Annotated in this window: 19 protein-coding genes; 8 read left to right on the top strand and 11 right to left on the bottom strand. The window is 73.1% G+C overall.

Translation table 11 applies throughout. From position 1 onward, the window contains the following. The first annotated feature begins 6 nt into the window (after positions 1 to 6). The 5 genes from ACT2CW_RS38945 (at position 7) to ACT2CW_RS38925 (ending at position 6,706) form a co-directional block, all read left to right on the top strand. Entirely contained in the window at positions 7 to 2,073 is a 2,067-nt protein-coding gene (locus tag ACT2CW_RS38945; protein ID WP_445520015.1) for a prolyl oligopeptidase family serine peptidase, read from the top strand. Beyond that, on the top strand, positions 2,070 to 2,813 hold the full coding sequence (locus ACT2CW_RS38940) for a 4'-phosphopantetheinyl transferase family protein (protein WP_445520014.1): 744 nt from the start codon (positions 2,070 to 2,072) through the stop codon (positions 2,811 to 2,813). The genes ACT2CW_RS38945 and ACT2CW_RS38940 overlap by 4 nt, the downstream gene beginning before the upstream one ends. Further along, positions 2,806 to 3,360 carry a GNAT family N-acetyltransferase gene (locus ACT2CW_RS38935; protein ID WP_445520013.1) on the top strand — a complete coding sequence of 185 codons (555 nt, stop codon included), beginning with the start codon at positions 2,806 to 2,808 and terminating at the stop codon, positions 3,358 to 3,360. Before ACT2CW_RS38940 ends, ACT2CW_RS38935 begins: the two co-directional genes overlap by 8 nt. Positions 3,361 to 3,570: 210 nt before the next feature. Next, positions 3,571 to 5,793, top strand: a complete 2,223-nt coding sequence (locus tag ACT2CW_RS38930) for a DUF5107 domain-containing protein (protein ID WP_445520012.1) — start codon at positions 3,571 to 3,573, stop codon at positions 5,791 to 5,793. Positions 5,794 to 6,262: 469 nt separating this feature from the next. After that, on the top strand, positions 6,263 to 6,706 hold the full coding sequence (locus ACT2CW_RS38925) for a DUF5709 domain-containing protein (protein ID WP_445520011.1): 444 nt from the start codon (positions 6,263 to 6,265) through the stop codon (positions 6,704 to 6,706). 32 nt (positions 6,707 to 6,738) lie between these two features. On the opposite strand, the gene ACT2CW_RS38920 is transcribed toward ACT2CW_RS38925, so the two are convergent. The 5 genes from ACT2CW_RS38920 to ACT2CW_RS38900 form a co-directional block, all read right to left on the bottom strand. Beyond that, positions 6,739 to 7,089 (bottom strand): VOC family protein, encoded by a 351-nt coding sequence (locus ACT2CW_RS38920; protein ID WP_037962492.1) that lies wholly within the window; start codon positions 7,087 to 7,089, stop codon positions 6,739 to 6,741. Between the two features lie 23 nt (positions 7,090 to 7,112). Continuing rightward, entirely contained in the window at positions 7,113 to 7,922 is an 810-nt protein-coding gene (locus ACT2CW_RS38915; RefSeq protein WP_445520010.1) for a class I SAM-dependent methyltransferase, read from the bottom strand. A 140-nt stretch (positions 7,923 to 8,062) separates the two neighbouring features. Then, a complete protein-coding gene (locus tag ACT2CW_RS38910) occupies positions 8,063 to 8,413 on the bottom strand; it encodes a CBS domain-containing protein (RefSeq protein WP_233362236.1) in 351 nt (116 codons plus the stop codon). 151 nt (positions 8,414 to 8,564) lie between these two features. After that, complete coding sequence (locus tag ACT2CW_RS38905) at positions 8,565 to 8,948, bottom strand: DUF2795 domain-containing protein (RefSeq protein WP_138916885.1); 384 nt, start codon at positions 8,946 to 8,948, stop codon at positions 8,565 to 8,567. Positions 8,949 to 9,049: 101 nt separating this feature from the next. Next, positions 9,050 to 10,219, bottom strand: coding sequence for a baeRF2 domain-containing protein (locus tag ACT2CW_RS38900; RefSeq protein ID WP_445520009.1), 1,170 nt, complete (start codon positions 10,217 to 10,219; stop codon positions 9,050 to 9,052). 317 nt (positions 10,220 to 10,536) lie between these two features. Between ACT2CW_RS38900 and ACT2CW_RS38895 the strand changes: the two genes are divergently transcribed. Then, complete coding sequence (locus ACT2CW_RS38895; protein ID WP_445520008.1) at positions 10,537 to 10,983, top strand: phage holin family protein; 447 nt, start codon at positions 10,537 to 10,539, stop codon at positions 10,981 to 10,983. Positions 10,984 to 10,989: 6 nt separating this feature from the next. Next, a complete protein-coding gene (locus ACT2CW_RS38890) occupies positions 10,990 to 11,565 on the top strand; it encodes a TIGR03086 family metal-binding protein (RefSeq protein WP_182473640.1) in 576 nt (191 codons plus the stop codon). Between the two features lie 328 nt (positions 11,566 to 11,893). On the opposite strand, the gene ACT2CW_RS38885 is transcribed toward ACT2CW_RS38890, so the two are convergent. The 5 genes from ACT2CW_RS38885 to ACT2CW_RS38865 all read right to left on the bottom strand — a co-directional run bounded on the left by ACT2CW_RS38885 (position 11,894) and on the right by ACT2CW_RS38865 (position 19,089). After that, positions 11,894 to 13,993, bottom strand: coding sequence for a catalase (locus ACT2CW_RS38885; protein ID WP_445520007.1), 2,100 nt, complete (start codon positions 13,991 to 13,993; stop codon positions 11,894 to 11,896). Then, positions 13,990 to 14,544 (bottom strand): type 1 glutamine amidotransferase domain-containing protein, encoded by a 555-nt coding sequence (locus ACT2CW_RS38880; protein WP_445520006.1) that lies wholly within the window; start codon positions 14,542 to 14,544, stop codon positions 13,990 to 13,992. The genes ACT2CW_RS38885 and ACT2CW_RS38880 overlap by 4 nt, the downstream gene beginning before the upstream one ends. 103 nt (positions 14,545 to 14,647) lie before the next feature. Beyond that, positions 14,648 to 16,453: a thiamine pyrophosphate-requiring protein gene (locus tag ACT2CW_RS38875; RefSeq protein ID WP_445520005.1), complete on the bottom strand. Its 1,806-nt coding sequence runs from the start codon at positions 16,451 to 16,453 to the stop codon at positions 14,648 to 14,650. 40 nt (positions 16,454 to 16,493) lie between these two features. Next, entirely contained in the window at positions 16,494 to 17,465 is a 972-nt protein-coding gene (locus tag ACT2CW_RS38870) for a TIGR03557 family F420-dependent LLM class oxidoreductase (protein WP_445520004.1), read from the bottom strand. Positions 17,466 to 17,895: 430 nt separating this feature from the next. Then, positions 17,896 to 19,089 (bottom strand): PAS domain-containing protein, encoded by a 1,194-nt coding sequence (locus ACT2CW_RS38865; RefSeq protein ID WP_445520003.1) that lies wholly within the window; start codon positions 19,087 to 19,089, stop codon positions 17,896 to 17,898. A gap of 144 nt (positions 19,090 to 19,233) precedes the next feature. Between ACT2CW_RS38865 and ACT2CW_RS38860 the strand changes: the two genes are divergently transcribed. Then, positions 19,234 to 20,022 carry an ANTAR domain-containing protein gene (locus tag ACT2CW_RS38860; protein WP_445520002.1) on the top strand — a complete coding sequence of 263 codons (789 nt, stop codon included), beginning with the start codon at positions 19,234 to 19,236 and terminating at the stop codon, positions 20,020 to 20,022. Here the strand turns inward: ACT2CW_RS38860 and ACT2CW_RS38855 are convergent. Then, positions 19,946 to 20,488 (bottom strand): hemerythrin domain-containing protein, encoded by a 543-nt coding sequence (locus ACT2CW_RS38855; RefSeq protein WP_445520001.1) that lies wholly within the window; start codon positions 20,486 to 20,488, stop codon positions 19,946 to 19,948. The genes ACT2CW_RS38860 and ACT2CW_RS38855 overlap by 77 nt on opposite strands. Positions 20,489 to 20,513 lie beyond the last annotated feature (25 nt).

Below are 20,513 nucleotides of genomic sequence, written 5' to 3'. Positions count from 1 at the left end.
AACACGGTGCAGCAGCAGACGGCCGTCACGGCGGCCCCTTACGGCGACTGGCCCTCCCCGGTCGACGCCGCGCTCGTCGCCTCCCACGACGGCCATCCGGAGTATGTGGGCACGGTCGGCGAGGAGGTGTGGTGGACCGCGCCGCGCCCCGGCGAGGGCGGCCGCCGCGCCCTGATCCGGCGGCGCACCGACGGCGCCGAGGTCCCGGTGCTGGCCCCGCCGTGGAATGTGCGCGGCAAGGTGATGGGGTACGGCGGAATGCCCTGGGCCGCGGTGGACCGCGCGAGCGGCCCGCTGGTGGTCTTCGTCCACTTCGCCGACCAGCGGTTGTACGTCTACGAGCCGGACGCCCCGGCCGGGGCCGCGCCGCGCCCGCTGACCCCGCTGTCGGCGGTGGGGGAGGGGCTGCGCTGGGCCGACCCGGTGCTCCTCCCGGAGCGCGGTGAGGTGTGGTGTGTGCTGGAGGAGTTCACCGGCGCGGGGCCGACCGATGTGCGGCGGGTCATCGCCGCCGTACCGCTGGACGGTTCGGCCGCCGAGGACCGTGCGGCGGTGCGCGAGCTGACCGACGACCGCCATCGCTTCCTCACCGGACCCCGGCTCTCGCCCGACGGCCGGCGGGCCGCCTGGATCGTCTGGGACCACCCCCGGATGCCCTGGGACGGCACGGAGGTGATGCTGGCCGATGTCGCGGAGGACGGCTCCTTCACCGGCGCCCGGCCGGTGCTGGGCGGGCCGGAGGAGTCGGTCGCCCAGATCGAATGGGCCGAGGACGGTGCGCTGCTCGCGGCCACCGACCGCACCGGCTGGTGGAATCTGCACCGGCTCCAGCCGCCGGAGGAGGCGGCCGGTGCGGGGGAACAGGCCATGGCCGGGCGGCCGGTGGAGCTCTGCCCGCGCCAGGAGGAGTTCGGCGGGCCGCTGTGGAAGCTGGGCCACCGCTGGTTCGCCCCGCTGACCGGCGGTCTGATCGCGGTGCTGCACGGCCGGGGCGCGGCGGCCCTCGGCATCCTCGACCCACGCACCGGCGAGCTCGCCGATGTGCCCGGCCCCTGGACCGAGTGGGAGCCGACGCTGGCCGTCAACGGCACCCGCGTGGTCGGCGTCGCGGCCGGCCCGCGCAGCGGCCACGAGGTGGTGGAGCTGGATGTGCGCACCGGTCGCTCCCGGGTCATCGGCAGCGCCCACACCGACCCCGTGGACCCCGCCTACTACCCCCGGCCGGAGGCCCGCACCTTCACCGGACCGGACGGCCGGGAGATCCACGCCCAGCTCTACCCACCGCACCATCCCGGCCACACCGGACCGGACGGTGAGCTTCCGCCGTATGTGATCTGGGCCCACGGCGGGCCCACCGGCCGCGCCCCGCTCGTGCTCGACCTGGAGATCGCCTACTTCACCTCGCGCGGCATCGGCGTCGCCGAGGTCAACTACGGGGGCTCCACCGGCTATGGCCGCGCCTACCGCGAGCGGCTGCGCGAGCAGTGGGGCGTGGTCGACGTCCAGGACTGCGCCGCCGTCGCCGGGGCGCTCGCCGACGAGGGCATCGCCGACCGCGCCCGGCTCGCGATCCGCGGTGGCAGCGCGGGCGGCTGGACGGCGGCGGCCTCCCTCACCGCCACGGATCTCTACGCCTGCGCCACCGTCAGCTACCCCATCCTCGACCTGGTCTCCTGGGCCACCGGCGGCACCCATGACTTCGAGTCGCGCTATACCGAATCGCTGGTCGGCCCGTTCGCGGAGGTGGCCGACCGCTACCGCGAGCGCTCCCCGCTGCACCGGGCCGACCGCGTCGGCTCGCCCTTCGTCCTGCTCCAGGGGCTGGACGACACCATCTGCCCGCCCGAGCAGTGCGAGCGCTTCCTGGAGGCGGTCTCCGGGCGCGGCGTCCCGCACGCGTATCTCACCTTCGAGGGCGAGGGCCATGGCTTCCGCCGCGCCGATACGATGATCCGCGCCCTGGAGGCCGAATTGTCGCTGTACATCCAGACCTTCGGGCTGATCAGATCTGATGTGCCCACCCTGGAGCTGCTGAAGTCAGCGGTTCCGAACTCCACTGGAGGAGCGAGTTGACACCCCCATCGGCCCCGCGCATCGTCGGCCGTGATCCGCTGCCCACCGCCGTCGCCGATGCCTGGCCGCAGGGCGGCGAGCCGGAGACCTGGCTGCTCAGCGTCGCGGGGTACACCGCGGCGATGGACGCGGGCGCGCCCGGCGCGATCCTGGACGCCGGGGAGCGGGAGCGGGCCTCGAAGTTCCTGCGGGCGGAGGACCGCGAGCGCTATACGGCGGCCCATCTGGGGCTGCGGGAGCTGCTCGGCGCCTATCTGGGCATGGCCCCGGCCGACGTGCCGTTCACCCGCGAGGACTGCCCCGGCTGCGGCGGGCCGCACGGCCGCCCCGCCGTGTCCGGCACCCCGCTGCACTTCAATATGTCGCACGCCGGCGATCTGGTGCTCTTCGCCTTCGCGGGCTCCCCGGTCGGTGTGGACGTGGAGAAGCTCCAGCCCGCCTCGGTGGTCGAGGGGGTCGCCGAGAGCCTGCACCCCAAGGAGCGCGCCGAGCTGGACGCGCTGGCGCCCGCCGACCGGCCCGCCGCCTTCGCCCGCTGCTGGACCCGTAAGGAGGCCTACCTCAAGGGCTTGGGCACCGGCCTGTCCCGGGACCCGGCGGTCAACTATGTCGGCACCGGGCTCTCCGCCGTGCCGGTCGGCCCGTGGGCGATGACCGACATCCCCGTGGCGGGGGCCATACCCGGGAGCTCCGGCTATGCGGCGGCCATGGCGCTGCTGACATCCTTGCCGCATGCCTGACGTCCGGTATCTCGCCGAGGGAACCCGGGCCGCCATCCGCCACACCCGCCGCGAGGACGCCGCGGAGTTCACCAGGCGCGCCCGGGAGAGCATGCCGTTCCACCGCCCCTGGCTCACCCTCCCCACCACCGAGCCGGCCTTTCAGCACTACATCGCCCAGCTGGAGCGCGAGGACCGCGAGGGCTTCCTGGTCCATGTCCGGGAGACCGGTGACCTGGCCGGGTTCATCAACATCAACAACATTGTGCGCGGCGCCTTCCAGTGCGGCTCGATCGGCTACGGCGCGTTTCCGCCCGCCGCCGGGCAGGGCTATATGTCCGAGGGGCTTGGGCTCGTACTGCGCCATGCCTTCGGGCCGTTGGGGCTGCACCGCGTCGAGGTCAACATCCAGCCGGGCAACAAGGCGTCGATCGGGCTGGTGAAGCGCCATGGCTTCCGGCTGGAGGGATTCTCCCCCGACTTCCTCTATATCGAGGGCGCCTGGCGCGACCACGAGCGCTGGGCCATGACCAGCGACATGCTGGACCAGCGGACAGACCCTGGCTGACGGTGCCGGGTGCCGGGGCGGGGTGCCGAACGACGGGGCCGGGTGCCGGGTGCCGACCGGCGGTGCCGGGCGCCGGGTGAACGGTAGGGCTGACGGGGCACCATGTTCGGTCCGAAGCCGCTCTGTTCAGCGGGCCCGTCGGCGTTGTTCCATGGTCACCGGACGGTCGCCGCACCGAGGTGACCCAAGGCAGTCGGAACGAGGCAGCCCGTGGCCACGAGCGTGCGACGTACCACTCTGACCCTTCCCGCCGCCCCCGTGGGGCCCGACAACCCCCTGCCCGCGCTGCGCCCCCTCGACGAGGTGCACCGCGTGGACGACCGCACCCGGGCCACCCTCCCCACCGACATGGCCCGTCAGGTCGCCTACGCCCCCCTGCGGTCGGTGCTGCCGGTGCGGCTGCGCGACGGCTACGGCCGCGACCGCGCCCCCGCCGCGCTCGACGCCATCGTCCTGGAGAACGACCGGCTGCGGGCCACCGTGCTGCCCGGGCTCGGCGGCCGGGTCCACTCGCTGGTCCACAAGCCGGCCGACCGTGAGCTGCTGTACCGGAACCCGGTGTTCCAGCCCGCCGACTTCGCGCTCAACGGCGCCTGGTTCTCCGGCGGGATCGAGTGGAACATCGGCGCCACCGGCCACACCACCCTGTCCTGCTCACCCCTGCACGCCGCCCGCGTCCCCGCGCCCGACGCCGCCGACGGGGGCGCGATGGTGCGGCTGTGGGAGTGGGAGCGGCTGCGCGACCTGCCCTTCCAGGTGGATCTGTGGCTGCCCGCCGACTCCGCGTTCCTCTACGTGGGCGTCAGGATCCGCAACCTCCACCACCTCCCGGCCCCCGTCTACTGGTGGTCCAACATCGCCGTCCCCGAGGACGAGCACACCCGCGTCCTCGCCCCCGCCGACGAGGCCTGGCACTTCGGCTACGCCCGCACCCTCAGCAAGGTCCCGGTCCCGGAGTGGGACGGCGCCGACCGCACCTATCCGCTGCGCGGCGCCTACCCCGCCGACTACTTCTACGAGGTGCCCGACGGCGCCCGCCGCTGGATCGCCTCGCTCGACGCCGACGGCGGGGGCCTCGTCCAGACCTCGACCGATCTGCTGCGCGGCCGCAAGCTCTTCGTCTGGGGCGCGGGCCCCGGCGGCCGCCGCTGGCAGCAGTGGCTGACCGAGCCCGGCACCGGTGGCTACGCCGAGATCCAGGCCGGGCTCGCCCGCACCCAGCTCGAGCACATCCCGCTGGAGGCGGGCGAGGAGTTCGCCTGGCTGGAGGCGTACGGCCCGCTGACCGCCGACCCGGCGGCCGTCCACGGCGCGGACTGGGCCGCCGCCCGCCGCGAGACCGAGACCCGGCTGGAGGCCGCGCTGCCGCGCGCCGCCGTCGACGCGGCCTACGCCGCCTGGCGCCCGTACGCCGACGCGGAACCGGCGGAGCGCCTCGCGACCGGCTCCGGCTGGGGCGCGCTGGAGATCGAGCGGGGCGGATTCCAGCTGCCCGGGACGCCGTTCGACCCCGACACGCTGGGGGAGGAGCAGGAGCCGTGGCGCCGGTTGCTGCGCACCGGCGCCCTGCCCGACTGGGAGCCGGGCCCCTCCCGGGCCGACCCCGGCGCCTCCGTGGTCGCGCCCGCCTGGCGCGACCTCCTCGAAGCGGCGCCCTCGACCGCCGCCGCCGAGTACCACCTGGGCGTCGCCCAGTGGCACGCGGGCGACCGCGCCCAGGCCGAGCGCAGCTGGGAGCGGTCGCTGCGGTGCGCGGAGACGCCCTGGACGCTGCGGTGTCTGGCCGTCGCCGACACCGCGTCGGGCCATCCGGCGCGCGCGGCGGAACGGCTGCTGCGCGCCGTACGGCTCCTCCTCGCCTCGCCCGCCGCCCCGGAGCCCGAGACGCCCCCGGTCCTCGAAACGGCGGGAGCGGGGCAGGGGGCGGCGCGGAGGGCGGGCGCTGGGCAGGGCGCGACGTGGCAGGAGGGCGCTGGGCAGGGCGCGGCGCGGAGGGCGGGCGCTGGGCAGGGGGCGGCCCTCTCGGTGGCCGCGCCGCCCGTCGCCGCCGACCCGCTCGCGCTGGAGACGGCCGAGGCGGCGCTCGGCCGGGAGGCGATCCTCGCGCTGCTCGCGGCCGACCGCGCCGACGACGCACGAGCGGTCCTCGACGCGCTGCGCCCCGCCATCCGCGCACGCGGCCGCTTCCGGCTGCTGCGCGCCCAGGTCCTGCTGGCCCAGGGCGACGCCCTGGCCGCCCGCGCCGTCTTCGACGAGGGCTTCGAGGTCTGCGATCTGCGCGAGGGCGACGAGGCGTTGAGCGACACCTGGTACGCGATCGTGGAACGGCTGGCGACTGGCACCGAGGACCCACTCACCGAGGAGGCCCGCGCCCGAACCCACGCCGACCACCCCCTCCCGGCCCACTACGAATTCCGCATGCGCCCCGCCTAAGCGCTCCGCTGGAAGTGCCCTGACCTGTCGTCGATCGTCCGCGGCGCCGTCGTGGCTGGTCGCGCCCACGCGGCGGAGCCGCACATCGATACAGCCCCGCGCCCCTTCGGGGCGCACCCGAACCGCACCGGACTTCAATGAGGCCGCTTAGCGGGCCTACGGCCCGCAGAAACCATGCCGGGGCGCGCCCCCTCGGCGAGCGGCTCGATCCGGCCGCGCTCGCAGGCGGGCTTGCGGGGGCGGCGCGCCCCTCGCGCCGCGGCCCGCAGGTGGTCCGCGCACCGGCCCGCATGCGTCCCGCGCCCGGTGAGTGGTCTGACCGGCCCGCGCCCGCGTGGCGGGTCCCGTGTCGTGGGGCATCGCGAGCCGGAGGGGGCAGGGCGGGGCTGGGGCCGCATGGCGGTGGTGCATGGTGGGCACCCGGGTGCGGACGTCGGTGTGGCGAAGCAGGGGAAAGGAGCCGCGTACCGTGAGGACACCGCATGATCCTGGGGCGGATCCGGAGGACGAGGGGATTCCCGATCTACAGGACGGGACGCCCGAGCAGCAGTGGGCCGAGGACCCTGAGCAGTTGCCCGTGGCCGGGGACGAGCCGACGATCGCCGTGTACCGGGACACCACGAGCGCGGAGACGCGTGAGCGGGAGTCGCTCGACGAGCGGTTGACGGACGAGGAGCCGGAGGCGGGGGAGCCGGTCGGCAGCGTGCCGGAACCGGCCGGGCTGCTGTACGACGAGCCGGATCCCGATCTCCCGCGTGAGCAGGACGTCTACTCCCAGGAGGGCTCGACCAGCGGGCTGTCCGCCGAGGGGGAGGCGGTCCGGATCAAGAGCGATGAACTCCGGGATGTGGACGATCTCTACGAGGAGGTCGACGACGTGGAGGTCATCGTGGATCCGGGACCGCCCTCCTGACGGGTCTGCCGGACGGTGTGTTCACGCGCGGGTCACGCCGGGTTCCGGTCGACGTACTCGAAGATCGAGCCGTCGGGGTGGCGGGCCACCAGGGTGCGGCCCACGGGAGCGGGCAGCGGACCGGCGACGATCTGCCCACCGACCGCCGTGAGATCGGCGATCGCCTCGTCCACGTCCTTCACCGCGATCGTCGCCGTGATCTTGCGAAGAATCGACATCTCCGACTCCGGTCCGCTCATCAGGAAGAAGCAGCCGACCGCCGCGACCGCGACGGGTCCGCGCTGGAAGCGCACCGCCTCGGCTCCCGTCAGCTTTTCGTAGACGGCGATCGCCGAGTCCAGGTCGTCGACGCACACGCGGAGTGAAGTCCCCAGAATATCCATGCGGGCGAGCCTAGTTGAACTGGTCAGACGCGGCAGAGGATCTCACCGTGCAGGACGCCGAACCAACCGTCCGGAGCCTCGCCCCACGTCCGCCACGCCGCCGCGATCGACCGCAGCTCCTCCTCCGTGGCATGGCCGCCGTCCACCGCGAGCCGGGCGTAGGAGGAGGCGACCGTGCGGTCCGCCCACAGGCCGCTCCACCACGCCCGCTCCTCCTCGGTGGCGTAAGCCCACGCCGTGGCGGTCGAGGTGATGTCGGTGAACCCCGCCTCCAGGGCCCAGGAGCGCAGCCTGCGACCGGCGTCCGGCTCACCGCCGTTGGCCCGTGCGACCCGGCGGTAGAGGTCCAGCCAGCCGTCCAGCCCGGGGACGGACGGGTACCAGGTCATGGCGGCGTAGTCGGAGTCGCGCACCGCCACGATGCCGCCCGGCGCGCACACCCGCCGCATCTCGCGCAGCGCCCCCACCGGGTCGCCGACGTGCTGGAGCACCTGATGGGCGTGGACCACGCAGAAGGAGTCGTCGGGGTAGTCCAGCGCGTGGACGTCGGCGACCGCGAAGGAGACATTGGCCAGCCCGCGCTCCTCGGCCACCGCGCGCGCCCGCTCCAGGATGGCGCCCTCCGCGTCGACGCCCGTGACCTGCCCCTGGGGGACCAGCTCCGCCAGGTCCGCGGTGATGGTGCCGGGGCCGCAGCCGATGTCCAGGATCCGCATATGGGGCCGCAGATGGCTGGTGAGATACGCGGCGGAGTTGGCGGCGGTGCGCCAGGTGTGCGAGCGCAGCACCGACTCATGGTGGCCGTGGGTGTAGACGGCGGTGTCCTTGGGCATGGCGGAACTCCCCCTCCGGGACCGGTGAACGGGTGGCTCCACGGTAGAAGGCATCTCGCATCACGAGAAGAACTGTCTCGACATGCGAGCGACGGGTACCGGCGGTCCCGTCATACGAGCGACCGGTACCGGCGGTCCCCTCAGCTGCGCGGCTCCGTCACATCGCCCCGGCTGATCACGCCCAGCGCGCGCCCCGCCTCGACCACCGGGAGCCGCCCCACCGCATGCCGCCGCATCAGCGCGGCGGCCTCGGCCACCTCCTCGTCCGGCCCGATCGTCACCGGGTCAGGAGTGCATACGGCATGGCAGGTGACGGCGAGGGGGTCGACGCCCTCGGCGACCGCGCGGAGCGTGATGTCGCGGTCGGTGAGGACGCCGAGCACCTCTCCCTCGCTGGCGACCAGCACATCGCCGATGTCCTGTGCGCGCATCAGCTGAGCGGCCTCCACCAGCGAGGCGTCGGGACGTACCCAGATCGCGGGCCGCGTCATGACCTCCCGCACGGGGCGCGTCGGGTCGCGAGGTGGGTCGTGGGGCATTTGTCCACCTCCCCTTCGTGGGTGATGTGCTGCCCGCAGTACCCAGCCGGGGCGGGGGGTATGCGTGCCGGATACGCGCCGTCCGCGATCCCTGGGCGAACCCCTACGTGCTCGGGTGCAGCCCCAGCGCCGAGACCACCTCCTGCACGGTGTGGAACGTCCGGTCCGCGGGCAGTTCCTCGGCCAGAGCGATCAGCCCGTCCGGCGCGTGCCGGTCCTCCAGGACGTCCAGCAGCCCCTCACGATCCGCCGGGAACGACGTACGCCCCAGCCGGCGGGCGAACTCGAACCGCACCGCCTCGGCCTCGCCGGTCGTCCCCCGCGCCGGGACCGGCCCCAGGGCGACGTCCGGGTCGTCGTCGGCGGACGGCTCCGGGTCGTGCCACTCCTCGGCACGGGTCGGGTGCCCGGAGCGGATCAGCCCCTGGAGCTCGTGCTTCATCTCGTCGTCCTTGTGGACGCTCAGCCGGTCGCTGCCTCGCTGCATGTCGGTCCCCTTCCTCAGCGGGTCCGTGTGTCTCCCGGGCCGGTCATCTCCCGGGACGTGTCGATCGGTTCCCGGGACGGCCGGATCCGCTCCCGGGATGTTCAATCCGTGCCGCCCTCGTACGGCCAGCGCAGCAGTGCGCCGAGGCCGCCCACCGGGATGTCGTCGCCGTTCGGCTCCGCCTCGGCCGGTGCCACCGTCAGCGCTTCGGCGCCGGTGGCCACGGCCGAGCGGATCAGCGCGTCGTCGGCGCGGGCCGGGGACGGCTGGGTGTCGCCCAGGTACTGGACATCGGTACGGCGCAGGGCCAGCTGGTCGGGTTCGGTGCCCACCCATACCTCGCGGTGCAGATCGGGCCCGTCCGGGCGTATCAGCAACGAGCCTATGCGGTGTTCACGTGCCGCGTCGACCAGCGCCGGAACCCCCTCGGCCGCCTCCACGCGCCCACCGGTGGGCATCCGGCCGGCCTGGAACCGCTCCAGCGCCTCCTCGCCGCGTTCCTGGGCGTAGCGGGCGCGCGCGTCGTCCACCTCCTGGTCCAGCAGCCGGGCGGCGTGGCTGCCGTGCGGGGCGGAACCGGGGGCGCGGCCCCCGCGCGAGGTCTCCACCGCCGCCGAGCGCAGCTCCTTGGGCAGCCGCTCGTGGACCGCGCGCCGCTCGCGCGGGTCCCCGGCCAGCACCAACAGATCCGCGCCGGTCTCCTGCCGGCAGGCGCCCAGCTCATCGGCGATCAGGGCCGCGTTCTGCTCCCAGGTGTTCTCCGTCTTGAGCTGGAAGTGGCGCTCCGACCAGTCGGCGGTGGCGGTCCGGTGCACCGGCCACTGCCGACCCTCCACCGAGCCGACCCGGTCGCCGCCGTACGCGTCGCGCAGCTCGATGTCGGCGCCGGTGCGGTCGATGTACGCCACCAGGCAGGACGGGTCCTCGCCGGTCAGCTCCAGCAGCGGTCCCACATGGGGAAGCGCCGACCAGCACGGGGGCTCGCTCATCGGCGGCGGGCTCAGCAGCGGGGTGTCGAGGACCACCTCACCGGCCGTGGCGAAGACGGCCCACCCGGCCGGTCCCGCCGCGGGCGGCAGCGCGGCCAGCCTGTCGTACACCGCACGGCAGGTGGCCTCGTCGGCGCCCTGCTCTTGCAGCCGGCGGCTCGCCTCGCGGGCGGCGCGTTCCTGCTCCTCGGCCGCGGATTCGTCGGGGTGCGAGGTGTCGAAGTAGACGCTGGCCCAGGGGCCGGGGCGGTCGTAGAGCGGTTGGAGATGTGCGAGTCGCATGTACTCCCTCCAGATTTCGCGTCCCCACCGCGTACCCATGACGACGGCATCGACACGAGGTCGTCGGGGCGATCGGGGACCACGTTCGAAGCCGGGGTTTGAGGTTCGCGGGGGAGGGGGACCCGTCGGTCGGCCGAGCGGCCCGTAGGGAGTGAGGAGCGGCGCCGGACGCGGGACATCAGGGGCCGGGTCCGGCGCCGTGCTCTGTCGAGACGCCCTGCGGAAGTACCCGCGTACCCGTGGTCCGCTCGTGTTGACGAGGACTCTCGCGGTGACGAGGACTGTTAACGGGGTGGGGTACGGGTACCCGGCGGCGCATGACTGATAAATCGGACTATCCGAAGGCGGGCATACCCTCGGCCGGGGACCTGGCGGAGCCGGTCGCACGAGCCGTCCGCGAAGAGGTCCGCCGGGAGCTGCGTGAGCAGTCCGGGCGGCGCGCGGTCCGCCTCTACGGGGGCGCGGCGGCGGCCGCGCTCTATGCGGGGGGTGCGCTGACGGCGTGCCTGGTGCTGCTGTTCGCGCTGGCGCTGCCGGGGTGGGCGGCGGCGCTGGTCGTCTTCGCGCTGTTGTTGGTGGTGGCGGGGTGGCTGAAGAACGCGGCGGCGGGGCAGGGGGTGGGGCGACGTCCCGGCACGCCTCCGGCCCCTTCCGCCCCTCCGGCCCCTTCCGCCCCTTCTGCGCCTTCGGGGCCTTCTGCGCCTTCCGCCCCTTCGGGGCCCGTGGCTCCTCCTCAACCCCCTCATCCTCCTCACCCGGGGTGATCGCCCATGGCGGAGAATCCGCTGCTGACCAGGCACGCCGAGGCGCTGGACCTCTTCACCGAACGGGTGCACGCGATTCGGCCCGATCAGTGGGACGACCCGACGCCCTGCACCGAGTGGACCGTACGCGACCTGGTGAACCATCTCGCCGTCGAGCAGATGTGGGTGCCGCCGCTGGTCCGGGAGGGGGCGAGCGTCGGCGACCAGGGCGATGCGCTGGAGGGCGATCTGCTCGGTGACGACCCCGTCGCCACGTGGGACGTGGTGGCGGCCGCGGCGCGGGATGCCTTTCGCGAGCCGGGGGCGCTCGACCGGACGGTCGACCTCTCGTACGGGGAGAGTCCCGCGACGCACTACTGCGCGCAGATGACGGCTGACGCCGCGGTGCACGCGTGGGATCTGGCCCGGGCCATTGGGGCGGATGAGCGCATTCCCAAGCCGCTGGTGGACTTTTCGGTGCGGGAGGTCGCGCCGTACGCGGCGGATTTGGAGGAGAGCGGGCTGTTCGCGGCGCCGGTTGAGCCGCCGGCGGGGGCGGATGCGCAGGCTCGGCTGCTGGCGCTGCTGGGCCGCGAGCCGTAGGCAGTCAGTCCCCCGCCGGGGCCGGGGCTCCGCCCCGGACCCCGCTCCTCAATCGCCGGAGGGGCTGGATAGGGTGCGCCCCGAAGGGGCGCGGGGCTGTGTCGATGTGCGGCTCCGCCGCGTGGGCGCGACCGGCCACGACGAAGCCGCGGATGAACGACCGCACCTCGCGGCACTTCCCGTGGAGCGCTTGGGCGGGACGCGCCGACGCGCCGACGCGCCCCGGGCCCGGGTGGGCCGAATGCGTGGCTGGCGGGCCCCACCCCGGCGGCCCCGGCGCGCGAGCGCTACCCGCACCCGCGTATCGGCCCACCGCGCCCCGCGGAATTCAGCAGCGGACCCGCGGCCGGTCCCAGTGGCGGTGGGCGGCTATGGCCTCGGTGAAGGCTTGGGTGAACTCCTCGCTCGCCGTGCCCGTCGTGGCGTCCGTGACGACGCCGCGGTCGGTGCAGACGTGGCCGTGGCCGGAGGCGATGTGGAGGCCCTCCGGGTCGAGGGAGGAGAGGATGCCGACGCCGGAGCCCAGGGCGCCGATGGGTTTGCCGTGGCGGTAGGCGTCGCGGACGAAGCGCATGGCCTCGCTGTCGGTGGCCAGGCCGGGGGTGCCGGTGGGGCCGCCGGGGAGGAGGACCGCGTCGTAGAGGACGGAGGCGACCGTGGGGAGGGCGCGGTCCACCGCGTAGCCGTTGCCGTCGGCGCCGAGGACCTTGCCGTCGTGCGGGGCGAGGGCCTCGACGATGGCGCCCTGGGCGGTGAGCGCCTCCTGGGCCTGGGTGAGCTGGCCGGTGTCCACGCCGTCCATGACCAGTACCGCGATCTGACGGGTGCGGATGGAGCCGTCGCCCTGGAGGTTGTCGAGGCTCAGCGCGGGCGAGGCCTGCGGCTTGTGGTTGTTGGCGCCCGGTTCCGGCAGCGCCACGCCGATGCCCTGGGCCACCTGCGAGGCCAGGTCGTAGTCGACCCGGGCCAGCTGCTCGACCGTGCGCTCCCGCACATGCACCGCGCCGACCTTGCCCAGCTCGAAGCGGAAGGCGTCCACGATATGGCGCCGCTCCCAGTCGCTCATGCTGTTCCAGAACAGCGCGGCCTGGCTGTAGAAGTCCTTGAAGGACTCGCTCCGCTTGCGGATCTTATGGCCCTCCACCCGCTCCGCGTAGTGGGAGAAGGCATAGCCGTCCGCTCCCGCGAGGGCCGGGCAGCCGCCGCCGAGCGAGTTGGGGGAGTAGTTCGTCCCCTTGTGGATCATGCTCTGGTGGTAGCCGTCCCGCTGGTTGGTCCGGGCCGGGGCGACCGGCTGGTTGACCGGCAGTTGCGAGAAGTTGGGCCCGCCCAGCCGGATCAGCTGGGTGTCCAGATACGAGAAGTTGCGGGCCTGGAGCAGCGGGTCATTGGTGAAGTCGATGCCGGGGACCACGTTCGCGGTGTGGAAGGCCACCTGCTCGGTCTCCGCGAAGAAGTTGTCCGGGTTGCGGTTCAGGACCATGTGGCCGATCGGCCGCACCGGCACCTGCTCCTCCGGAATGATCTTCGTGGCGTCGAGCAGATCGACATCGAAGTTGAACTCGTCCTCCTCCGGGATCAGCTGCACCCCCAGCTCGTACTCGGGGTACTGACCCGCCTCGATCGCCTCCCACAGATCGCGCCGGTTGAAGTCCGGGTCGCGGCCCTGGCACTCCTGCGCCTCGTCCCACACCAGCGAGTGGACGCCCAGCTTCGGCTTCCAGTGGAACTTCACAAAGGTGCCGCGGCCCTGGGCGTCCACGAAGCGGAAGGTGTGCACCCCGAAGCCCTGCATCATCCGGTAGCTGCGCGGAATCGCCCGGTCCGACATCAGCCACATCATCATGTGCATGGTCTCGGGCTGGAGCGAGACGAAGTCCCACAGGGTGTCATGGGCGGAGGCGCCGGTCGGGATCTCGTTCTGCGGCTCCGGCTTGAGCGCGTGCACGAAGTCGGGGAACTTGATCCCGTCCTGGATGAAGAAGACCGGCATGTTGTTGCCGACCAGGTCGTAGTTGCCCTCCGAGGTGTAGAACTTCGTCGCGAAGCCCCGCACGTCCCGCACCGTGTCCGCCGAGCCCCGGGGCCCCTGCACGGTGGAGAACCGTACGAAGACCGGGGTGCGCACGGACGGATCCTGGAGGAAGGCGGCACGGGTGAACTCCGCGCAGGACTCGTACGGCTCGAAGTAGCCGTACGCGCCCGCGCCCCGCGCGTGCACCACCCGTTCCGGGATGCGCTCATGGTCGAAATGGGTCAGCTTCTCGCGGAAGTGGAAGTCCTCCATCAGGGTCGGGCCGCGTTCGCCCACGGTGAGGGAGTCGTCGGTGTGGTCGACGGCCACGCCCTGGTCGGTGGTCAGCGGCCCTTCGGCGGGGTCGGGCGCGCGGTACATGTCGCGCTGCCGCTCCTTGCGGTCCTCCGTCATCGTGCCGATCCCTTCGTCGTCTTCGCGAACTCCTCCAGGAACGCCTCGCGGAACGCCTTGAGATCATCCGGCTTACGGCTGGTGATCAGGGTGTTGGGCCCGCCGGTGCAGACCTTGACCTGCTCGTCCACCCAGGTTCCGCCGGCGTTGGTGATGTCGGTGCGCAGACTCGGCCAGGAGGTCAGGGTGCGGCCGCGTACGACATCGGCCTCCACCAGCGTCCAGGGGGCGTGGCAGATCGCGGCCACCGGCTTGCCCGCGTCGAAGAAGCCCCTGGCGAAGGCGACGGCCGCCTCGTCCAGGCGCAGGAAGTCGGGGTTGGCCACCCCGCCGGGCAGCACCAGGGCGTCGTACTCCTCGGCCGTCGCGTCCTTCACGACCTGGTCGACCTCGAAGGTGTCCGCCTTGTCGAGATGGTTGAACGCCTGGATGCGGCCGGGCTTGGTGGACACCAGACGAGGGGTGCCCCCGGCATCCCGGACCGCCTGCCAGGGGTCGGTCAGCTCGACCTGTTCCACACCTTCCGGGGCCACGAGAAAGGCGACCTTCATTGCTGCTCACGTCCTTCCGGTCTCTTCAGGTCCGGGTTCCGCATCCGTCCGGTGCGGCGGGTAGCCAGCGCGGACGGGGTCGAAACGGGAACATCGGGTGACGTCAGGCGTCGTCCGACGTCTTCTTCCGGTGCGGCAGGAACTCCTGCACCTTCGCCTTCAGGCCCTGGCGGACCATGCCCGCGCGGTCCGGGTCGCCCTTGATGATCGACTCGGCCGTGGCCTCCATCTGCTCCCAGGTGGCGTGCGGCGGGATCGGGGGGACGTCCGGGTCGGTGAGGAACTCCACGACCGCCGGGCCGTCCGCGCTCAGCGCCTCGCGCCACGCCCCCTCGACCTGCTCGGGCTTCTCCACCCGGATGCCGGTCATGCCGAGCGACTCGGCGAACCGCGCGTAGGAGACATCGGGGATCGCCTGCGACGGCGGGAACTGCGGCGCCCCGCCCATGGCCCGCATCTCCCAGGTGACCTGGTTGAGGTCCTGGTTGTTCCAGATGGCGATCACCAGCCGGGGGTCCTCCCACAACTGGCGGTACTTGGCCACCGTGATCAGCTCCGCCAGGCCGTTCATCTGCATCGCGCCGTCCCCGACCAGCGCCACCGCCGGCCGGTCCGGACGGGCGAACTTGGCGCCGATCGCGTACGGCACCCCGCAGCCCATCGTGGCCAGCGTGCCCGAAAGCGAGCCGCGCATCTCGCCGCGCATCCGCAGATGGCGCGCGTACCAGTTGGCGACGGAGCCGGAGTCGCAGGTGACGATGGTGTCGGAGGGCAGCAGCGGGTCCAGGCAGTGGGCCACGTACTCGGGGTTGATCGGGTCGGCGGACACCTCCGCGCGGGAGGTCATCACTTCGCGCCAGCGCCGTACGCCCGCCACGATCTCCTCCTGCCAGTCCCGCGCCTCCTTGCGCTCCAGCAGCGGCAGCAGCCGCAGCAGGGTCTCGCGCGCGTCACCGACCAGGTTGACCTCGTACGGATAGCGCATCCCGATCATGTGCGGATCGAGATCGATCTGGACCCCGCGTGCCTTGCCGAACTCCGGCAGGAACTGGCTGTACGGAAAGCTGGAGCCGATGGTCAGCAGGGTGTCGCAGTCCCGCATCAGCTCGTACGAGGGCCGGGTGCCCAGCAGCCCGGTGGACCCGGTGACATAGGGCAGTTCATCGCTGAGCGCATCCAGGCCGAGCAGCGCCTTGGCCACCCCGGCGCCGAGGGTCTCGGCCGCCCGCTGGACCTCCTTGCGGGCCCCGGCCGCGCCCTGGCCGATCAGGATCGCCACCCGCTCGCCCGCGTTGAGCACCTCCGCGGCCCGCTCCACCGCGCTGTTGGAGGGCACCGCGGACCAGCCGCTGCGGTCCAGGCTGGAGGGCACCATCTTGAACTCGTGGGTGGGCGCGGAGTAGTCGAGGTCCTGCACATCCGCCGGGATGATCACGGCGGTGGGGGCGCGGCGGGCGTAGGCGGTGCGGATGGCCCGGTCCAGGACGTTGGGCAGCTGCTCGGGGACGGTGACCGTCTCCAGGAAGTCGGAGGCCACGTCCTTGAAGAGGCTGTGCAGATCCACCTCCTGCTGGTACGAGCCGCCCATCGCGCTGCGGTGGGTCTGGCCGACCAGCGCCACCACCGGGACGTGGTCCAGCTTGGCGTCGTACAACCCGTTCAGCAGGTGGATCGCGCCGGGTCCCGAGGTCGCCGCGCAGACGCCGAGGCGGCCGCTGAACTTGGCGTAGCCGACCGCCTGGAACGCGGCCATCTCCTCGTGCCGGGCCTGGATGAACCGGGGCTCGTTCTCGGCCCGCCCCCATGCGGCGAGCAGGCCGTTGATTCCGTCCCCCGGGTAGCCGAACACATGCTCGACACCCCACTCCGACAGTCGGGCGAGGATGTAGTCGGCCACTTTCCTGGTCATGTGGGTCATCGCTCCTCTCGGCGATCGCCCTTCCCGGCGATCACTCTCGACCGGCCACCTGCGGCAGCACCTTGGTGCGGTAGAAGTCGAAGAAGCCGCGCTGGTCGGGGCCGATCTGATTGACGTAGACGGTGTCGAACCCGGCCTCCGCGTAGGCGTTCAGCGCGGCCACATGCGCCTCCACGTCATCCCCGCAGACCACCACGTCGGCGATGCGCTCGGGGGTGACGAGCTGGGCGGCCTGCTCGAACTGGCCCGGGGTGGTCAGCGTCGACAGCACCTCGCCGGGCAGCCCCTCGGTCGGCCACAGCCGGTGGGCGGTGCGCAGGGCCTCGTCGGGATCCGGGCCGTAAGCCACCTTCAGGCCGCCGCGGGCCGGTTTGCTGTTGCCCCCGGCGCCGCTGCCGCGCCGGAACCGCGCCACCAGCTCCGCGTCCGGGGTCATGGTGATGAAGCCGTCGCCGACCCGTCCGGCCAGCGCGGCGGCGGCCGATCCGAAGGCCGCGATGTCGATGGGCACCGGCTCCTCGGGCACGGTGTACAGCCGGGCGTTCTCCACCGTGTAGTGCTTGCCGTGATGGGTGACGCGGCGCCCCTCGAACAGCTGGCGCATCACCATCACGGCCTCCTCCAGCATCTCCAGCCGGATCGGCGCGGGCGGCCAGCGGTCGCCCAGCACATGCTCGTTCAGCGCCTCGCCGCTGCCCACGCCCAGCCGGAAGCGGCCCTCCAGCAGCACCGCGCTGGTCGCGGCGGCCTGGGCCACGATGGCGGGGTGGATACGGATGGTGGGGCAGGTCACCGCGGTCTGCACGGGCAGGCTGGTGGCCTGCGCGAGGGCGCCGATCACCGACCAGACGAACGAGCTCTGGCCCTGGGCGTCGTTCCAGGGGTGGTAGTGGTCCGAGATCCACAAATGGCTGAAACCGGCCTGCTCCGCCATCCGTGCCTGCTCGACAAGGTCCGCGGGCCCGTGTTCTTCGGCGGCCAGGAAGTAGCCGTACTCGGTCATGGGGCCCTCCTCGAGCGCGGATTCCTGCGGATGCGACGGGTAACCGGGGCCCGGGGAAGAAAACCTCGTTTGATCCGGCTTGGGGACGGGCACGCGCCTTAAGTGCTTCGGACCGGAGGCACGCCACGGAAGCGGCCCGGCCGCCAGAGGCGTGACCACCGGATCACCCTTTTCGTCCGGTTTTGCCTCCGTGGTGAGACCGACGACAGCTCAAGGGAGGTACGGCGTATGACGTCCGTACGAGCACATCCCGCGGCGCGGACGGCGGCTTCGGCCTGATGGACACCCTCGGCTCGACCGAGCCCTCAGCGCCACCTGCGCCCGGCTGGGCAGGCGGGCAGACCCCGGTGCGGCCTGAGCGCGGGCAGACCCCGGTGCGGCCTGAGCGCAGGCAGACTCCGGCGCCGCCCGAGCCGGGGCCGCGGGTGTCTCACGCCCCGGGGGACGGGGCGCGCTCGGCCGTGCGCGACATGGCCAGGGCGACATGGCGGGCGATCCGGTCCGCCACGCCCGCCTCCGCCATCTCGAAGGCACCGCGCCCGCCCGTGCGGAAGAGCGTGAGCGCCCCCAGGACCGGGCCCGCACCGGCGCGCAGCGGTATGCACAGCAGCGAGGTGACCTCCTCCCGCACCAGCACCGGAGCGCCCGTCGCGTCCCGGCCGAAGGCGTCGGCCTCGACCGGGCTCACCCGCAGCGCGGAGGCCCCCTCGTACAGCGCGTCCACCACCAGGGGGCAGTCGGCCGGATCCTGCTCGGCCAGGGACGCCGTACGGTCGCCCACCGCCTCCCGCGGGCCGAGCGCCATCACCCGGCGCGGCGAGCGGGGACCGGCCTCCGGGGCCAGATCGGCGATCACCCAGTCGGCGAACCGGCCGTGCAGCACCTCCGAGGCCGCCGCCAGCACCGCCTCCGGACCACCCCCGGCGGGCGCCACCCTCAGCAGCGCCGCCGTCATGTCGTCCACCAGGTCCAGCAGCTCGGCATGGCGGGACACCTCGCCCAGATCCGGCCGGGACTCCTGCGGCCACGCCCCGGCCGCCCCCTCGCCCGCCGACGGGCCGGCCACCCCGGGCTGGAACGCCGCAAGCACCGCCGGATGCGGCTCGCCCGGTGGCCGCAGCGCGGCCAGGGTCACCCGCACCTCACCGTGGACGGGCGGCTGCGAAAGCCACACCGTCAGACTGCGGTCGCCCTCGCCGCGCGCGACGGCGGCGACCTGCGAACGCAGCGCCGCCTGCCCGTCGCGTCGCAGCGCGGCGGTGAGCGGGCGACCGGTGGCGTATCCGGCCCGGGTGTGGAACAGCTGGGTGGCGGTGAAGTTCATACGCCGCACCACGGCGTCTCGGTCCAGCAGCACCGTGGCGATCGGCAGCCGCTGGAACAGCGCCCGCAGCAGCTGCTGCTCCTGCGGGTCGCCCCGGCCCCCGCCGGAGCCCCGGGACGAGGCGGCCGTCAGCTCCTCGTACCGTGGCCACAGCACGTCCACCACATGCTGGAGTTCGAAGAGAGCGGCGTCCAGCAGGGACGGCCGCTCCTGCGGGGGCAGCGCTCGCGCGGTCCGCAACTCCTCAACCCTTTTGCGGAAGTCTGAGAGCTCCGCACCAAACTGCTCTGCGCCTGGCATGGCCACACCGTAGCCTGACCGACCGCGGAGTACCGCATGGGCGTTGTTTTCAACTCAATGATCTGGAGACCCGAAAAATCAGGCCCCCGAAGGAAACGGGGCCGGACAGCACATCGCACCGGAGCGAAAGGACCGGATTCAGCGATGCCCGACCGTACGCACATCCGCGCGGCCCGCCAGACCGACGCACCGTCCCTCGGACGCGGCTTGGTCGAACTGGCGGAGCAGGCCGCCGCGGGAACGCCGCAGAGCTGCGGGGCCACCGCCACCGCCGTGCTCGCCGAGGAGCCCTCCGGTGCCGCGGACGCCGACCGGACCACGGTGGCAACCCACCCCGATCTCCCTCCGCTGGTGTCGGTTCAGCTGAGTGCGTGGGAGGGCCCGATCATCTCGGCGCTCGACACCGGCCGCCCGGCGGGCGCCGACGATCTGCTCCACGACGACCGCTGGCCGCGCTACCGAGCCCGGGCGCTGGACGCGGGCATCCGGTCCTCCGCCGCCCTGCCCTTCGTCTACGACGGGCTCACCGTGACCGTCTCGGTCTACGGGCTGCGCCCGGGGCCGCTGCGGAAGGCCGCCCAGGGCACCACCGGGCTGCTCGGCGACCTGGCCACCGAGAGCCTGGCCCGCGACCGGCTCTACCGCGCCGCCCTGGTCCAGGTCGACCAGCTGGACACGGCGCTGCGCAGCCGGCCGGTGGTGGACCAGGCGTGCGGCATCGTCATGTACGTCCTGGGCTGCGACCCGGACCAGGCGTTCGACCTGCTGCGCAGGTTCTCCCAGCAGACCAACCGCAAGCTGGCCGAGCTCGCCGGGACCGTGGTGCGCACCCGCGGCCGCGGCCTGGAGCGGAACCTCATCGAGTTCGGCCGGTCAGCTGCTCCCGGACCCGGTCGGCCAGCGTCCGGCCAGGACCGGGACCTTCCGGGCTGACCGGGGGCACCCCTTGCACCGCGGCCGCCGCCTCGCCGACCCGCAGACCCAGCGCCATCCGCTCCTCGGGGGTGAGCCGCTCCCGCAGCTCGGGGAAGACCAGGTCCTCCTCGCCGCGGATATGCATGGACACCACCTCCATCAGCTCCCGGACCAGCGGGTCGAACCGCCGGTCCCGGGGGTCCACGGCGTCCAGGTCGGACAGGATCCGCTCGGCCTCGGTCAGCTCCTCGATCTCCTCGTCGGCGATCCGGTCGCCGTTCGGCAGCGCCTTGCGGACCGTGGGGTACAGATGGGCCTCCTCGGTCACGGAGTGCCGCACCACCGCCACCGTGATCCGGTCGACCAGCTGCCGCCGCAGCTCCGGGTCGGTGGTGGTGCGGTACCCCTCGAAGAGGTCGCGTACCGCGTGGTGGTCCGCGGTGAGCAGGGTCACCACATCGTGTTGTTCCGGCGTCGCTGTCATGGCGCCCGGGTCCCCCGGGCCCCTT

The organism is Streptomyces sp. NEAU-174 (assembly GCF_052665095.1).
This window is presented reverse-complemented; position numbering and strand designations above follow the sequence as displayed.

Bases quoted from the DNA above. Each gene is read 5' to 3' on its own strand.
- ACT2CW_RS38935 (WP_445520013.1), top strand. From the start codon at position 2,806: ATGCCTGACGTCCGGTATCTCGCCGAGGGAACCCGGGCCGCCATCCGC.
- ACT2CW_RS38920 (WP_037962492.1), bottom strand. From the start codon at position 7,089: ATGGATATTCTGGGGACTTCACTCCGCGTGTGCGTCGACGACCTGGAC.
- ACT2CW_RS38915 (WP_445520010.1), bottom strand. From the start codon at position 7,922: ATGCCCAAGGACACCGCCGTCTACACCCACGGCCACCATGAGTCGGTG.
- ACT2CW_RS38910 (WP_233362236.1), bottom strand. From the start codon at position 8,413: ATGACGCGGCCCGCGATCTGGGTACGTCCCGACGCCTCGCTGGTGGAG.
- ACT2CW_RS38905 (WP_138916885.1), bottom strand. From the start codon at position 8,948: ATGCAGCGAGGCAGCGACCGGCTGAGCGTCCACAAGGACGACGAGATG.
- ACT2CW_RS38900 (WP_445520009.1), bottom strand. From the start codon at position 10,219: ATGCGACTCGCACATCTCCAACCGCTCTACGACCGCCCCGGCCCCTGG.
- ACT2CW_RS38895 (WP_445520008.1), top strand. From the start codon at position 10,537: ATGACTGATAAATCGGACTATCCGAAGGCGGGCATACCCTCGGCCGGG.
- ACT2CW_RS38890 (WP_182473640.1), top strand. From the start codon at position 10,990: ATGGCGGAGAATCCGCTGCTGACCAGGCACGCCGAGGCGCTGGACCTC.
- ACT2CW_RS38885 (WP_445520007.1), bottom strand. From the start codon at position 13,993: ATGACGGAGGACCGCAAGGAGCGGCAGCGCGACATGTACCGCGCGCCC.
- ACT2CW_RS38880 (WP_445520006.1), bottom strand. From the start codon at position 14,544: ATGAAGGTCGCCTTTCTCGTGGCCCCGGAAGGTGTGGAACAGGTCGAG.
- ACT2CW_RS38875 (WP_445520005.1), bottom strand. From the start codon at position 16,453: ATGACCAGGAAAGTGGCCGACTACATCCTCGCCCGACTGTCGGAGTGG.
- ACT2CW_RS38870 (WP_445520004.1), bottom strand. From the start codon at position 17,465: ATGACCGAGTACGGCTACTTCCTGGCCGCCGAAGAACACGGGCCCGCG.
- ACT2CW_RS38865 (WP_445520003.1), bottom strand. From the start codon at position 19,089: ATGCCAGGCGCAGAGCAGTTTGGTGCGGAGCTCTCAGACTTCCGCAAA.
- ACT2CW_RS38860 (WP_445520002.1), top strand. From the start codon at position 19,234: ATGCCCGACCGTACGCACATCCGCGCGGCCCGCCAGACCGACGCACCG.
- ACT2CW_RS38855 (WP_445520001.1), bottom strand. From the start codon at position 20,488: ATGACAGCGACGCCGGAACAACACGATGTGGTGACCCTGCTCACCGCG.